This window comes from Apibacter sp. (assembly GCF_025291155.1).
Classification (GTDB): domain Bacteria; phylum Bacteroidota; class Bacteroidia; order Flavobacteriales; family Weeksellaceae; genus Apibacter.
The window spans coordinates 1-16,977 of the sequence record NZ_JAMBJZ010000012.1 but is presented as its reverse complement, the minus strand read 5'-3'; the positions used below and the strand labels follow the sequence as shown (position 1 = coordinate 16,977).

Annotated in this window: 11 protein-coding genes; 2 read left to right on the top strand and 9 right to left on the bottom strand. The window is 25.7% G+C overall.

Annotated elements, in window-relative coordinates:
- Window positions 1-51 precede the first annotated feature (51 nt).
- The 4 genes from M3Z80_RS02470 to M3Z80_RS02455 all read right to left on the bottom strand — a co-directional run bounded on the left by M3Z80_RS02470 (window position 52) and on the right by M3Z80_RS02455 (window position 4,217).
- A complete protein-coding gene (locus M3Z80_RS02470) occupies window positions 52-1,314 on the bottom strand; it encodes a Y-family DNA polymerase (protein ID WP_293917228.1) in 1,263 nt (420 codons plus the stop codon).
- Window position 1,315: 1 nt separating this feature from the next.
- Entirely contained in the window at window positions 1,316-1,732 is a 417-nt protein-coding gene (locus M3Z80_RS02465; protein WP_293917226.1) for a LexA family protein, read from the bottom strand.
- A 277-nt stretch (window positions 1,733-2,009) separates the two neighbouring features.
- Window positions 2,010-2,666, bottom strand: coding sequence for a response regulator (locus tag M3Z80_RS02460; RefSeq protein WP_293917225.1), 657 nt, complete (start codon window positions 2,664-2,666; stop codon window positions 2,010-2,012).
- A gap of 486 nt (window positions 2,667-3,152) precedes the next feature.
- Window positions 3,153-4,217: an alpha/beta hydrolase family protein gene (locus tag M3Z80_RS02455; RefSeq protein WP_293917223.1), complete on the bottom strand. Its 1,065-nt coding sequence runs from the start codon at window positions 4,215-4,217 to the stop codon at window positions 3,153-3,155.
- Window positions 4,218-5,474: 1,257 nt separating this feature from the next.
- On the opposite strand from M3Z80_RS02455, the gene M3Z80_RS02450 reads away from it, so the two are divergent.
- A complete protein-coding gene (locus M3Z80_RS02450; protein ID WP_293917221.1) occupies window positions 5,475-6,296 on the top strand; it encodes a hypothetical protein in 822 nt (273 codons plus the stop codon).
- Between the two features lie 1,582 nt (window positions 6,297-7,878).
- Here M3Z80_RS02450 and tssD read toward each other — a convergent pair.
- Together tssD and M3Z80_RS02440 are read right to left on the bottom strand one after the other, a co-directional pair.
- Entirely contained in the window at window positions 7,879-8,265 is a 387-nt protein-coding gene (tssD, locus tag M3Z80_RS02445; protein WP_293917219.1) for a type VI secretion system tube protein TssD, read from the bottom strand.
- Between the two features lie 673 nt (window positions 8,266-8,938).
- On the bottom strand, window positions 8,939-9,943 hold the full coding sequence (locus tag M3Z80_RS02440; RefSeq protein ID WP_293917217.1) for a PKD domain-containing protein: 1,005 nt from the start codon (window positions 9,941-9,943) through the stop codon (window positions 8,939-8,941).
- A gap of 498 nt (window positions 9,944-10,441) precedes the next feature.
- Here M3Z80_RS02440 and M3Z80_RS02435 point away from each other — a divergent pair, with 498 nt between their 5' ends.
- Window positions 10,442-10,741 carry a hypothetical protein gene (locus tag M3Z80_RS02435; protein ID WP_293917215.1) on the top strand — a complete coding sequence of 100 codons (300 nt, stop codon included), beginning with the start codon at window positions 10,442-10,444 and terminating at the stop codon, window positions 10,739-10,741.
- Between the two features lie 933 nt (window positions 10,742-11,674).
- On the opposite strand, the gene M3Z80_RS02430 is transcribed toward M3Z80_RS02435, so the two are convergent.
- The 3 genes from M3Z80_RS02430 to M3Z80_RS02420 form a co-directional block, all read right to left on the bottom strand.
- A complete protein-coding gene (locus M3Z80_RS02430; RefSeq protein ID WP_293917213.1) occupies window positions 11,675-12,046 on the bottom strand; it encodes a hypothetical protein in 372 nt (123 codons plus the stop codon).
- Between the two features lie 1,854 nt (window positions 12,047-13,900).
- Entirely contained in the window at window positions 13,901-14,305 is a 405-nt protein-coding gene (locus M3Z80_RS02425; protein ID WP_293917210.1) for a hypothetical protein, read from the bottom strand.
- Window positions 14,306-15,799: 1,494 nt separating this feature from the next.
- Window positions 15,800-16,762: a hypothetical protein gene (locus M3Z80_RS02420; protein ID WP_293917207.1), complete on the bottom strand. Its 963-nt coding sequence runs from the start codon at window positions 16,760-16,762 to the stop codon at window positions 15,800-15,802.
- Window positions 16,763-16,977: the final 215 nt, after the last annotated feature.

The following is a 16,977-nucleotide window of genomic DNA, read 5'->3' as shown; positions in this document are numbered from 1 at the left end:
TCCTACTGTTTTTATAAGATTAATAAAGGGTAATTTTAAAGATAAATTTTTTTATACCATTATCTGTATAATTTCTTTTATGTTGGTAGAGAAACGTTTGGAAAGTCGGGCTTGTTTCATCTTCCATGTTCTTTTAATATCTTGAGATCCTAATTTAAGTTTATCTTCATGATATTTATGATTCAACTTATCTATAATCTTCATAATAGGCTGATGTTTTAAATAAAAATCTTCGTCAAATAAAGAAATTTGTCTTTCCGATTCGGGAATTAATCCTGATACAATAACCCCTGCCTTTTTATATTGATATCCTTTTTTATATATTGCTTTAAGTGCTTTTTGAGCATATTTGCTTACCTCGATGGCAGAATTATGAGGATTGGAAAGTGCTAAAGTAATAGAAGGATGATGTTGAATTAAATCATCTCTGAAGAAATTTGTGTGTAGAAATACAGTTACATAGTTACAACAACTTTTTTGTGCACGTAATTTTTCTGAACATTTCACGGCAAAAGTAGCGATTCTTTCTTTTAAATCCTCTTTTTTATCGATCATGTAATCAAAGGTGCGGGTAGTAGCAATAGATTTTTTACGAGAAGGTAAATCCATATTCAGTTGAGGAATACCCTTTAATTCATTAATCATACGAATTCCTACAATTCCCATTTCTTGGCGTATAAATGTCTCAGGAAAGTTTATCAGTTCATATGCTTTACGAATGCCTCTTGCCTGAAAACGTTTAGTTAGTCTTCTTCCAATTCCCCAGATATCTTCAATAGGCAGCCATTTAAGTGCCTTCTCAATTTTTTCGGGAGAGTCAATTATATATACATGATGTGTTTGTTCAGGATATTTTTTGGCTATTCTATTAGCTACCTTAGCGAGTGTTTTTGTGGGAGCAATCCCTATACTGGTAGGAATACCTACTCCTTTTAGTATATATTTTCTTAAGTTTAGGCAATGCTCCTGCAAATTTAATTGCATATAACCGTTAAAGTTCATAAATGCTTCATCAATAGAGTATATCTCAACTTCGTTGCAGTAACGTCCGATAATATTCATAATTCTATTGCTTAAGTCTCCGTATAGAGGGAAATTAGCAGAATAAATAAATATTTTGTTTTCTTCGAATATCTTTTCATATTTAAAGGCAGGGGCGCCCATGGGTATTCCCAAGTTTTTGGCTTCATTGGAACGAGCAATTACACATCCGTCATTGTTTGAAAGTACACAAACAGGCTTACCAATTAAAGAAGGATTGCTCACTCTTTCACAGGAAGCATAAAAGTTGTTGCAATCTAATAAAGCGTACATATTATGAAAACTTTATAATAGTGTGAGTAAGTATTCCCCAAATAATAAAATCGTGATCAGGAGTAATCCGGATAGGTTCATATTCTTTATTTTCAGGTAAAAGAATAATTTCTTTTACTACCCCTTTTTCTTTTACTACCTTTAATCTTTTTAAGGTAAATTCTCCATCTATATAACATACGGCAATATTACCGTTTTTAGGTTCCAACGCTTTATCAACAATAATAAGGTCTCCGTTATAAATCCTCATATCTTTCATAGAATCCCCATTTACACGCGCTAAGAAAGTGGTTTCGGGATCCCTTATTAATTCGTCATTTAGGTTAATGCGTTCGCGGTAGAAATCATCTGCAGCCGAAGGAAAACCTGCTTTGATATCTCCTGCAAACCATAAAGATAAATTATCTTTTCGCTTCATAAGTGCAAATTTATTATGAATTATATTGAAAAAGAAGCGATAAGATAACAATTTGATTAATATTTAGATAATATCAATGATATATTCGTAATAAAATAAAGATTTTTTTATGGTGTGGAGACAATTTCAACGATCGTTTATATCCTGAAAGGAGATAGGGATTGGATTTTTACTACTTAAATCATGGATTACGTGATAAATACATTAAATGTTTATATTTCATTAGAAAACATATGATTAACATAAAATGTTTTCAAATGAATTTTATCGATAAAACTTAGATTAAGTGCCAATCTGAAAATAAAGTAAGTAAATGTAAGGTAGTAGTTGCTCCGGCATGTTGACGAATTTTTACTAATCTTTTATTTAAATAACTTTCGCTATTTGGATATACTTTTTCAGTCTTAAATTTAACGGATATTTCCGGAACATTCATACCTACAGATAGTAAGCGAACTAATTCCAAATCATTATTGGTAAATTCAAACAATCCGCCTTTTTGAGATTTGTTTGTATATATATATATTTTATTTTCATATACATCTTCAATAGCTTTTTTTAATTCTTTTATATAATCTTTATCCTTTGTTATAAAAGCATCTATATTATATTTTTCAAAAAAAGAATTAATAATATGTTGTCTGTCTTCAGTAGAACAAACAATAATTTTAAGATCGGGAAATTCTTCTTTAACAACTTTTATTAGTTCTTCCCCGGATACAATGGCAATGTGTTCTTGATTATTTTTAAATGATAAGTCTGTAATCAATAGTTCATAAGGTAAATTATTAGAAAAAGAATTTCGAATTTTAGAAATGGCATCATCGCAATAATATGCTTGATCGATATGAGATATATTTAGTTCTTCAACTATTTTTTTAACAGCATAATTATCGTTAGAGAAATCCTCTGCAATAAGAATCTTTTCAAACATGATAAAACTTTTTAGTGTTGTATTGTTGTTTTTTGTATATCCTACAAAAATAAGATTATTATTTTAAATAACATATAAAAATTTAGAGATAAAGTTTTCTTTTTTTATTATGTTTTTTTCTATTAACTGTTAGAAAATGATATTATTAGCTTAGCACTCATAATAAACTAATTAATTTTATTTTAATGAAAGATACTATTTTATTCATGGATATAAATTTAATAAAGCATTCATATTAAAAGATATATACGATGTAAGAGTAAATTTATCTATCAATAGAAAGCCTTTTGCCGGGTAAGTATAAAAAGTATTCGAAATTAAGGGAAAAATATAGTGGAGATACTAGAATTATTAAAATAAATGAATTCTATTTTTTTTAATTCATTTTGACTTTATAATGAAGAAGAAAACTATTATAAAATGGCATTTTTATTAAATGAATATATTTTAATAAAAATGCCATTTACAGCAAATTGTTACACATTTTTAGTTATTTACTAAAAAAGTGCTTATTTGGTCAATTAATTGATTGTGTATTCCTTCACGTTCGTTAGTGTCAAATTGACAGGTAGGGACCTGATCTGGTCTTTCTTTTTGAAATAGTTCAATAGCATTATGTTTACAGATAGCCATGAAGCTATAATGAGTAGCTTTATTCAATACTATATGTTTAGTTGTTTTTGAAGGTAAATATTTTATTAAATAGCCGGTTTCTAATTTAGGCGGTATTCTTTCTACAAATGGTCCCGCAGAATATACTAAAACAGGAATTTTTATTTCCGATAGGCTTTTTGGAATAAATAGTCTACCAAATCCTACGTCCAAAATTACAGCTCTTTTAATACGAGGATCCTTCATATCTTTGTCTAATTTTAAAAATTCGGAATTTTCATTAAGTCCCTTCATTTGAGCATTAAAGACATCACAAGCTAACATTATAGGGTATTTCCGACATTCTTTATTGAAAACTTTAGCCGAAGACTTTCCTCCAATGGTTTCTACTGCCGTCCAACCACCATAAGAGTGACCAATAATAGAAATGTTATCCGAATCAATGTGATCTGCAAATTGTTTAGTTTCCAATAAATAGCTAATGGTGCGATGGATGTCTTCCGGGCGAGCCAACATATCTCGGGCTACTTGCGGATCCATATCTTGCAGAGTAGTTCCCGGATGATTAGGCATTGCTACTATAAATCCTTTTTTGCTTAAAGCAGCAGCTAACCAAACATGATTATCCCAAGATCCGTTTAATCCGTGTGAAAAAATAACTAAAGGATAGCGTTCATCAGTTATTTTCGCATCGTAAATTACATTTTCTCCCACTAGGTATTCGCTATCTCCAATTCTTGCAATAGGATGTTTTGCTGAAGTAGGGTATACTAACGCAATTTGTAAGGGGCGTACGTTATCATTTAAATTTAATTCACGAAATCCTGCATTATAAGAATTTATATTTTTAACGGTGGTAGAGTTTGATACAGATTGAGCATAAAAACTAATGGTACCAAGTAACAGCCATAAGAAGCTTAAGATGATTTTATTTTTCATTTTTATTTGTTAAATTATATTTTATTCAATATTATTTTGATCAATGTAAATTATTAGCGTAAGTAAATTTTTTGTATTTTGAATGTTAATAAAGTTCCTTTGTGTATAGTTAATCATATTAAGTTAATTCAGTTAGAAAAAAATAATTTTAAAAACGAGTATAGAGGATTTAAAATATTATGCCAGATAAAAAATAGGCATCACTTTTTCTTAGCAAATTAAGCACATAAAGGATTTTGGTTTCAAAAGTTTAAAGAAATTTACTGAATTAATAATAATTAATAATTTTATTTTACATTATAAATATTTATTCTTTTGCACCTCTCTATAATTAAAATCTTATATAATAATTTAGTTTAAAAAATGATTTTAAATTTAAGAAAAATATTTAAATAAAAATACTGATAGTTGTCAATTTTAGTATTTTTTATGTTTTATTGAGATTAAATTGCTTATTGTTGAATGATTTTTATTACTTGTATTTATTTATCGTATAAAAAGATTGATAATTTTTTTAATAGTTTTTAGGGATATAAAGCAATATTTATCTTCATGAATTCCTATTTTTTATCTAAGAATTAAAATATATTTGCTTAACTTTTAAATAGTTTTAAGATCTAAATTCAATTAAGAATTAAAGAAAATTTAATCAAACCTAGATAAGAGAAATAATAAAATAAACTATCCTATAATACAAAAAATAGAAAAATGGTCTCTTCGGTGAATAATTTCTTTAAACATGATGATATGTTAGTATTTAGTTAGAATAAAACAAAACTTTTAGAGTTAAAAGAAAAATCTTTTAAATTGGAAAAAGGTATTTTATATTTAATCTTCACTTTATTTAAAAACCTAAATTCGAGTAAAAGAAGCGCACGATTTTTTCAATATCTCAAATAAATTGTAAATATCAATTCATATTCTTTAGATATAGAATTATAATGGAAAAAAATTAAGTTTGATACGTTTGGTAGAGAAAGGATGCATATATAATGAAGTATATACTATTAAGTAATAGTTTTTTTAATTTTATATGGATATTTAAAAGCATTTCTGCAATATTTTAAGCGAAAATTATATATAATCGTAAGTGTTCTTTTTGAGAATATACTCTATAACTTATTCTATTATTTGGTGAATACGTTGATATCAATTTGAACAGTCATTTTAATAAAAAGATAAAAAAAATTATTTTAAATAGATTTAAATTCATATAAAAATTTATCTTTGCAAATTGTAATTAAAGAATAAATAATTATGAAAAAGGCATTTGTTTTTCTAGTGTTTATTATAAATATATCTTTTTTTTATAATTTTTCCGGTAATGGAGGAAAAAAAATCGATAATCGACTTATCTATAAAAATGATGATTTATACGAAATTAAACTCCCATTATTATATTCAGGAAGATATAATCTAGAATCTTATAATGATAAAGAAAAATATTATAAACAACTACCGATCAATTATGATATTTATAATTATAAATTCGATGAGCATAACAGAATAATAAGTATTGAATATGGAAGTTTTATAACAGATATTATTTATTCAGGAGATTTAATTGCTGAAATAAAGCATACAATAGATGATAATATAGCTCGGGAAAAGATTGTTTATAACGCAAATAAAATTCTAGTTTATGATGAAAAAAATAATCTTAAAACAACACTAACTGTTAAAAATAATTTATTAATCAGAAAGGAAACAACTAATGGAACTGATCGTGATATATATAAATACGAATATGACGAAAAAGGAAATTTAATAAAAGATTATTCTAAACTGAATAATTCTAAGAAAATTATATTCAATAGTTATTCTTATAACTTTACTCAGAAGGGAATTTTCAGGTATATAGCTACTCCTCGCTGGATTATTAGCTATATTTTCGGAAATGAAATGACTGCCCTATTTAGTCCTAATTTAATTAAAAAAGTAAATCGAAATAATGAGTATATCTATAATCTAATTTGGGATGATTATCAAGCCGGATATCCTAGCAAGGTTACTTATAAGGAAAATAATTCTAAAACAGTTTATTCGGATAAAATACAATATACTAAGCCTTTACAATGATCATATTATACGCTTTATTGCAAATAGATCAATATTCACATCATTGATATTTTTACATTATGCCTTAATTGTATATAAAAAATCGAAATATTTACATTATATAATAAAATTTTAATAAAAGATTCAAATGTATAATTATATATGCTAACTTAAATTAAATTTATAATTTTATGCTTAGTATTTATATATAATAACCAATTCTTTTTTTAGACAAAATTTAATTATTAATAAGGTTGTCTTACCGCTCTTATAAAAGTTAATTGAAATAATGTATAAGATAATAGAATGGATAATAGCTCAAGAAATTTTTTAAAATAAAGGCGAGATTCATTAGCTTATTTCGCTTTCATAAATGGAGGATTACAAAGAAAAGACATTGAATCTTATAGATAATGTGACAAAAATTTTCTAGAAGGTGATGTAATGAAAAAAACAATAGTCGAAGAACTTTTTAAAGATGAATCATCAGATTGTGGCGAAATAAAAAATTATTATAAATCTCATAATTTGTTCAGATAGAAATAATTCAACATAGCTTTGAAAAAAACGCTTGAAAATCCGGGATTTAATATTCCATTAACAACGAGGGGTATATTAAAAAGAAACAGATGTTGTTATCCTAAAAGCAATGATATACTTGCATCGCGTTTCTGGTATAAGAGATATTTTCGATTGAAACAAATAAAGATTTAGATAGTTATTTAATCTTAAATAAATTATCGGCTATTTAAAGAGGCTGAATAAAATGAAAATGGTAAGATATAAATGGGAAGCATTTTAAAATTCTATAGAAAATTATTTCTATCGTAGAAATATTCGACTTTGTTGAACGTTTTTGGAAATAATTTAGAATAATTTTAGAAAGCATTTTCATGATATATTTATAAAAACTCTAAATAGGTGTTTTAACATTTAAAAAGGTCATTAGTGCCAGAATAATTAAGATATACGGCATATTCTAAAATATTTTCTTCTACATTCCAAGTTCCATCATCTTATAGCATCCCGTAGAAGTAGCATAGTTTTTATGGCTTATGTTATCTACTTTACGTTTCTTAGAAATTTCATAATGTTTATACGTAACAATATATATGATTTTGCTAAGTTTCCACTGGAATTAAAATTATCTAAATTCCATTCACTAATAATTTTTTGTTGAAGAGAATAAACAAATAAACAGGTAATTAACGTTATTATTGCTTGAGCAATTAATTAAAATAAAAGCTCTTGCCATAAGCATTAAAAATAGTGTGATTTTTTATATTTTTAAATCAAATTTTGATTAATTATTTTTTTTTAAATAACAATCATTTTATGCTGTAAAAGGAAAAGATAATAAATGCTTTAAATCTTTAATTAGGAACGGATTAGTAATGCATAAATTAGTTATTTAGTAGCTTAACTAATTAATTATATAATAATTTATTTAATATTATTCAATAGTTAATTCATTAAATAAATTACTTAATAAATGATAAAATAATACCTTTCTAAAATTGATCAGAATATAGATATTATAAGGCAAAAACAAAAGGAAAATACTTTTTTCCTTTTGTTTTTTCAAAATTAATAATTTATGGATTTATACCCATTCATTAACATGTTCACCAGTACCCATTTTGATAGATTTTGCAGAAATAGTAAAGGTTTCTGTAAGTGGATTAGTACCAGAGGCATCAAAGTTCTCCTTATACTTTACCACATATCCATCTGTAAAACTTAGATTTTTTAAAGTGGCATCGGAATCTCTTTTTAAAAAGATTACCTTACCATCTTTTCTTTCAAAACTATTAGTCATCCATTCAAAGATGTCACTTTCTCCTGTAGATTCTACAGTAACTTCTATTCTTCCCCCTCTGGTTTGAGAGGATGGACGTCCTGTTGGGTCCGTTTCTTGGGCTAAAGCATAATTAACATTTAAAATGTTGTAGGTTTTGCCCGCTACTTCTAGTTTGGCTTTAAATGACATAATAAAAAAATTAATGATTATTAATAATAAAATTACTTATATTTATAGCACAAAAATAAATATTTAACAAAATCTTATCTCATTAATTGGTGTTAAATATTTGTTAATTTATATTTTTTATTATAAGATGTATTATATAATATATTTAGATATTCAATATATATTATTTAGTTTCTATTGCAATAATAATGGTTAAAAAATATATTTACTTATAGATTTAATTTTTGTAGTTATTATGTGTTTTTTAGGACTAATAGAAAATCAGATTATTAAAAATTCCCTTACATAAGTAACTTCGCTTATAATGTATTTTACGAAATGGTTTATTTTATTTATATTTATTAATATGTCTATATATTTTTGTTAAAAATCAAGTATTTTGATTAGGAATTTAATTGTGAATAATATTTATTATTGACAGAATTTGTAAAATAATTTTAAAATCTAAACAAAAATCAATTCAATATTCAAAATAATAATTTTTATTATTATAATGTAGGTTGGTTTAATAGACATTCACTACGGCAAAGATTATTTTTACAAGAGAGAATTTTGCTTGTAGAATTTTTTTTAAAAGTATTATTGTATACTAATATTATCAAATTTTTTCAGTAGATTTTTGAAATAATCGTATAAAATATATTATAATATGTTAATATAATCAGTTGTTTTATTACTTAGTATAAATCCAAAAAGGACCTTTTTTTGTCTTATATAAAATATTAAAGCCTTCGATACAATTTTCGCTATTTTTTTTAAGATGTATAGATTTTATTCTTATTTTTTTGTTTTGTATTTCTTGAGTAAATTTATTAAAATTTATTATATCGTCATCATTTTTAGATACAGGGAAATCATATTTATTACAAGTGTATTTTCCAAAATCTTCCATCGTTTTATTTTGTTTTGCTACATCTAATAATAATAAAGCAAATTGATTTTCAGAAATTGATGGTGCTTGACTTTTTGCATTATTAATCGGTTCAAGTTGCTGGGGAGATTCTTTTGGCATTGCTGGAATATGAGCTATAAATTTATCTAAAGGATCTTTCTCTGGTTTTGGTGGTTTATTAACAAATATAGAATCTGGTATTTTTCTACGTGGGATATCAAGAAGGGTAGGTACATTTGTTTTTTCAGGTTTTACATAAATATCTTTACTGGCAATATAGGTTATATCTCCATTAATAATTAATGTTAATCTCTTTTTACCGGGTGTACTGTAGCTGTATATTGGATATTCGGAATTATAATCTACTTGACCGGATTCTCCAAAGCTCCATTCCCAGGAAGTAGCTTCTCCAAGATAATCGTAATCAACAGCAAATCTTTGACCTACAGTTACTAAAGTGGGAGCAATGATAATGGGGATTTTTGTAGAATCTATAATTTTATTAATATTTTTTATTTCTAAGGTTTTTTTTAATGTACAGGATTTATTGACTTTTAAAGTGACTATATAAATTCCTGATTTCGAATATTTATGAGAAGGAGAACGGTCATGATTTTTTGGAGAATTATCTCCAAAATCCCATATCCAACTATTAGCACCAGGAGTTAAATCTTCAAATCCAATACTTTCTCCAACTTGCTTATTTTCCGCTTTGATAATAAATTCAATTTGTCCACAATTAATATGTCTAGAATATTTATAAAATAAAATAGATAATCCTATCAAAATAAATAAAATAAATATAAAAAGTATTCTAAAATCTATATTATTTGAATATTTACTTATTGAATTTTTTGGGTTATAATGCATTTTGAAAACTATATTTGAAATATTTTTTTATTTGCTAACTTAGTTAAAATATTTAAAAATATAAAATATATTAATGATTATGATAAATATATATATTAATTTGATTAATTATTTTAATAAATAAAATAATAATTGAAATTATTGTTTATTAATTATTTTTATATTGTTTTTTTAGCTCACATTGTATAAAATTTTTAAACTTAAAAAATGAGATAATTATTTTATATGTAGCCTCTTATATATAAAAATTTATAAGATTTTAGTAATCATAATTATACAGATGCACAAATTTTTTAAGTATCAAATTAATCAAGAAGAGTTTTCGCTAGTTGTTAAAAAAAGGTTCAGAACTAAGAGACTACATTGTTAATCGATTTCCTGCAAAAGCCGGGAATATTGCATTGAGATTTGTAAATGGTAACTTCCAGGCGAAAGGCTGCCAGACCTCGACTTTTAAATAATGGAAAGTTGCCAGCGGAAATGGATCTGTTTTTGATTAAAACAGGAAAACTAAAAGCTGAAACTTATTTTACAATTCAATTCGGACAAGCAACTATACAAAACATATGCCTTATGCCAAAAGCGGACAATAAATGTTTAAGCGCAAATGGAACAGTGAAAGCTCCCCGGAACAGATACAAAAAAACAAAATTGACACCTGAAAATTTACCAAAAAAGCAAAGAGGGAATGAATTCAGTTATAATGAAAACTAGGCAAACCAGCGTAAAAGCATATATCCGAAAGGTTGAACTTCCACAACGGCAATTTATACAACCAGCAGGAAATAAGAGCCTGGTCTTGGATAAAGATATCATCCAGGAAGTTGTCAAAGAAATTAACCGAATTATGAAATAATGGACGATTATTTTTTTCACAAATATTACAGGATTTATATACGCGAATTTCAAAAGAATATCCAGAAATTAAATTCATAGACCAATATAATATCTTGGGTATTTAGGGTAAGTTGGAGAACAAGGTAGACAGTCATTGGCTTATCCTGCTTGTTTAATCGATTTTCAAAATACAGATTATTTTCAACTGGCAACTTAGACACAGTTGGGAAATGTGCCTATCACATTTCAATTAATCTTTGATAACTATAACCAAATTTAGCTCAAATCTCAAAATTCTTTTATTATGAAAGGATTTATAATACCTGAACATTGAACAGAAGCTCCATAATTGTCTAAATGGATTGTTTCTGGATTATTTGAATCCATTCATCAGAATCAATGTGAAAAGCCAGAATAACAATGATATTTGGCTTTGTGTGAGACAATTGATTTAAGCGACATTTTACAAAGATTACATCACCGGCAATGACAACTATAAAGTAGAACGTCCGTTTTTGATGGTGGTTTAATAACTAATTAAAAAATGATAGCTATTGTGAAACCTCTCCTTTTAGAATTACCATAACGTTGATATTCATCTATTGGCCATAATTAAAATGAATGTTATGCTTGGGAAAATGAAGGCGGACTATTTTAGAATCGGGTACATCCGGAAATTTGTAAAGGCTTGTACATCTATACAATATAACGAGCTGTTTTTAATAATTTTTAGCTTGTACGCCATAGAACAAAAATAAATTGCCCTTACATATAAGTCAAGACGATTTTTAGTTGTTGGAAAACCAGAATTTATTCTAATGTAGTATCGTCTGTAAAAACTATTTTTGAAATATTAAATTTAAAAGTAAGATCTTCAAAATTTGCATCACTTAATTTTACTATTATCATTATTAAATTGATTGACTGAAAATGCAACATCACCTTTTTATAAGTTCCATTTGCATAGATTCTGTCATTTATAAAATCCATACTAAAACTTTTTCCTATTTGTTCTCCTAACGCATTGAAAACTATGAATAAAATTCCGATTGCTTTAATTTCCTTATTAGCTTTATTATGAAAGGCATACTTAAAATTATTATAATCATTATATATGCCAGCATTGTAATTTTCTGGAATATAATCCTTTCCATACATTGTTATTGTTAAGGCGTTTTTCATTTTTGCCTCTTTTTCGGCTTCAGCTTTTTCTCCTTTATCAAAATATTCTTTATACGTTTTTTCAAACTTAACTCCATTTACTTCATATTCACCATTTGCTACAAAGTTCCAAAAATATTAAACAATAAGTCCTCACCTAAGGCATCGAAATCAATGTCAGTATATTCTCCTTTATATTTTTCTCATATTTCTTTAATGTCATCTTTAGCAGTTTCTATAGAAACTTTTTTGTTAATCACATTATTGTAACTGGATAAAATAAGTAAAGTTCCAAATAAACAAAAAATAATTTTTTTTATAATAAGTTATTTTTTTAATTAAAAACCATACACATTAGCTGGCTGTTATAAAGTCAATTATTTCTCTTCGTCTTACAAATAGAGCGTCTCACAAATGGGGTAAAATAATTTCGCAAAGTTCCGGAATGTAATATGTCCGTCGGCAAACCATGCTTTGTACACAAAGTAATCATATGGAAGGTTAAGGAGCATTTTTACCGCTTCATAAATATATTTTTTTAGCGATTGTGCTAAAACCTCCGGATCTACAATGTTTGTATGAAAATGCTCCAGTTTTTATTTTATTGCTATATTCATCGCATACCTAATTTTAAGATTAAACTTAAACGAAGTATCGAATCTTCAATCTTTAGCACCCCCCATAAGAATATTTATCATTCTTTATAGTATTTTGCGATTGTTATCTTATTTTCTTTGGAATCGTAAGAACCGGAACCGGTTGCAGAAGGTAGTCGTCATTGTTTAAAGTTTTAATAATAAGATTTTCCGTTCAATTTTGGAAGAATTTGGCTCTTTAGATTTTGATAAAGAAACCAATGCTAACGATACCTCTTTTAGTCTAATATACTTGATGTGGCAGAGCCTTGGGAAGTGTTAAACAATTTGCCACACCCTTATCAGAATTCAATTCTACATCTCTGATAAAGTGGTTATTCTCTTTTATGTCTTGTAAATTTTTTAATAATGCTTTTCTAACAGAATAATCAGATATTCAATAAACGTGAATTACCTCATTGGGAATCATCAAAAACTTATTTCTCTTTTAAAACTTTTAACAGTATCAATTAATACTTTTTTTAGTCCATTTTTTAATGCTAAAAACGTTAAAAATTTCCTTGAAGGCATGCACCGATAATACATAAGTCTGCATTATATATTTTTTTAATTTCCAATTTTCCTATCATTTATATTTTTATGTTATTTTAAAATATTTCTGTATTTATATTTTTGACTAAAAGTTTCAATTGAGGTTTTTCTAAATTTTTATTAACTTGATGTTTGAATGAATTATGAGTATCTCTATTTGAATGCCTTGCATTTATATAAAATTGTTATGGAATAAATTCTTCCATTACTAAATAACAATTAATGCCTCCAAATCCAAAAAATGATATGGCATCACTTCTAGGTAATTCCGTTTTCCATAATTAACATTTATCAATAATAAAAAAGGAGAATTTTTTATAAGCTAAAATATACGCTGAGAAAAATTGCTTAAATACTTAAAATTCCAGACGAAGTCATTAAAAATATTATTGATTAAGGAACTTTAAATTTTATTACCAATACAGCTAATAGCTATGAATCTTCAATAAGTCATCGATAAATACTATATATAAAATTGTATAGTTTTATACAGAAAAGCAAAGACTTTACAAAGAGAAATAAACCGTATTATTCCGAAAAAAATGAACGAATAGAGAAGCTGCTGAATAAAAATATTACTAACTTTTTATTTTTAGTTGAAAAATGAAAACTTATTTTGTTATCACTTATTCTTTAAATACTTTATAAAAAATATATAATTTAATATAATAAAAATCAAAAGAATAAATTAAAATAGCTGATTTTTATTCCATATGTAAGAATAAATAAAAACCCAATGATCAGCTTCTTTTTTATACCATACAGTATAATTAGTATTTTGATCTTTCTCCCAAGTAACTTCTTTAATCATTATAGGTTTTTCTCTTTCTTTTTCATTAAAAAAATTATATAATTCTATTCTAAACTCTGATCTCAAGCCTTTATTCAATAAAAAGTCTTCTTCTTCAAGAGGTTTATATTTTTCTTTAATTTGATCGAGCGACCAGTTTTTAACTTCTTCCGGATTTATATATTTTATTTGCATAAAATTTATATCTTTAGGATAGTTGATTGTTTCAGAATCATTAGTTTGCTTAGATCTAGTACAACTTAAGCTTATCGCCAAGAATAAAAAGATGATTATAATTTTCATATAATATAAAATCTACTATTAGTTAACATATTATATAATTGCTTTAAGATATTAATCTAAATGACGATCCTTAAGTTTATTCCCAACATACCATAATGCTTAAAAATCATATAAAAAATTCCATTTAGTCTATAATCTGTTTTATATTTATCAAATACATAGCAAATATAATATGATCAAATTTATTATTTAACGAGTATTGTCTATAATTATTTCCATTTTGAGTATGCGCAACTATTTTAATATCTACAGTATTTAAATTTATTACTTCATTTATCCAATTAATAGAACTTTTTAGAAATCTAACAGGCCTAATTTTGTTAACATTTACTCTCAAGTAGGAGATATTCTTTGTTCATTTAATACCAAAATTTATGGCAAAAATAATATTCTTATGCCTTAAAACAAAAGTAGAAGCACTTACTACCATTAACTTAAAATATCTTCTCAACTTTTTACAGATAATCATTAATCATTTCATAGAATTTTATGTTTAATTATCAAGAAGTTAATCTGATAATCCAATTATATTTCCATCTTTCCTAAATAAGAATGATATTTTTTGTTTCATCATAAATAATACTTATTCTCTAAGTTTTTTAATATTCAACCACAATTCTATAAATTATTAAAAATTTAATAGAAAAACATGAACTAATAAAAATAACTATTTACCTTATTTTGATAAGTATTATAACAAGAAAAATTTATTATAATTAACATTTTGTATAAAGTTAGATTGGGTAAAAGATATGTAAATAATAGTAATTAATATTTAATAATTAATTTTTTTATCAATTATTGCATCTTTAAACAAAAGATAAACTAAATTTTACTTAAAAATTAAGGTTTATATGAAAACACAATTAGAATTTCAAAGATTTCAGTTTTCCAAATTTATTATTAGATGAATGTATAATTATTGACATTACTCTCTAAGAAAAGACGGATATTTATCATTTTATTTATTAAATTGAACCCTATATATGATATAGGGGGATAGGGTTAACATTGGCTCTTATTCTATAATTTTTTTAAAACTTATATAAAATTTTCCAATATTTATAAACCTAAGAAAGAGGTTAATTATAAAATTTATTTATATTCAAATCTTCTAATTAAAAAAAGAGAAAAATATAGCATTTTATACGTTCGGTTATTTATAGATTTTGCAAAAGTTTTACGGATAGCAAGGAGAAAATATTATAAATCTTTGTTAGGGATTTTTTACCAATTTTGAAGACTCATACATTAGAAAAAAACATTCATTTATGAGTTTTTTATTAAGTGAATTTTATTGAGGTCTATTATTATGACTTAAATTGGTCAGTGATTTTTGTGATTTGAGAATAGTTAAAATAGATTATTAGTGTTCTTTGACTTTAAAAAAACGTTTCTCATTTTAGTATTTTAGATTGATAAAAATAAAAGGCATAATTATGACATTACACCTTTTACAATATTATCTATTTTAAATCAAAAAATAGTTAAATTTTATTTAATGATATAAAAATGTATATCTCTCGTATCTCGTATAAAATTATCTAATTGGAGAACTGTTTGGACATCGGTATTTCCTCGATCAGTATCTTTAGGACAAAGTTCTTTATATCGTGCAAATGGTCGATTACCGTTACTTTTATCTCCACCTAATTCTTCATATTTACTAGCAAAATCACTACCCTTTAAAGTAAAAAGTTGTTTCCAATTATCTAATGTTTCTGCTAAGTATTTTTTACCTGCATCACATTCAATTTTTTCCAAATTAATTGTAGGAAACGCATATTGATTAATTTCAGCCAGTTTTATTGGCTTATTAGGAAAGCTTATTTCAAGTTTTCCCCCCTCATCGTTTAAGAACTCGGAATATTCATTTTTTAAAAAATTGATATATTCTTTTTCGCGGTAAACTTTAGTTCTACTATCTTGATAAGTCTGATTTTTATAGATATTTTCATGAATTTCTTTGGGCATTTTTTGGTCAATAGAATAGTCAAATTTATTATGTTCGTCTTCAATAAAAATATCATTAACAACTTTTACAGGAAGCTCAACTTCTTCTTCCTCACCATTAAAAATGATAGGAATTTTATGTAGAGTTTTTTCATAAAATTTTTTATAATCTTCCTCACTAGTATTGTCAGTGGAATAGACAATAGTGTGTAACATATAGTTACTTTGGGTTGGATTAATAAATCCTTTGCCAGAAAATTTAGCCGGTTTAACCACAAAGTCAAACGATTCATTATTATAAGCTAAATTATGCTTACCATATTCGAAAGTGTACTTAGTTTTAGAGTTAGCTGGGATTGCTAGTTCTTTACCATCAATGGTAATGACAATTTCATTTGCAGTAGGGTTATCAATCACTCGAACGACCGAAGTTGGACCACTAGAACAGCTACAAAGCGTAACACCACAAGCCAATAAAAGAAAATATTGTATTATTTTCATCATATTCATTTATTTTAAATATTAAGGGGAAATAAATTTTAAAAAATATTACTTTATGTAATTATACATTTTAAATTACTGTTTACATTGCCGGCATCATAATTTTGAGTTATGTAATTACATTTACTAAATAAAAAAAGTCTAAAACCTATATTGTATGGGTTTTAGACTTAGTGGTCCCACTTGGGCTCGAACCAAGGACCCTCTGATTATGAGTC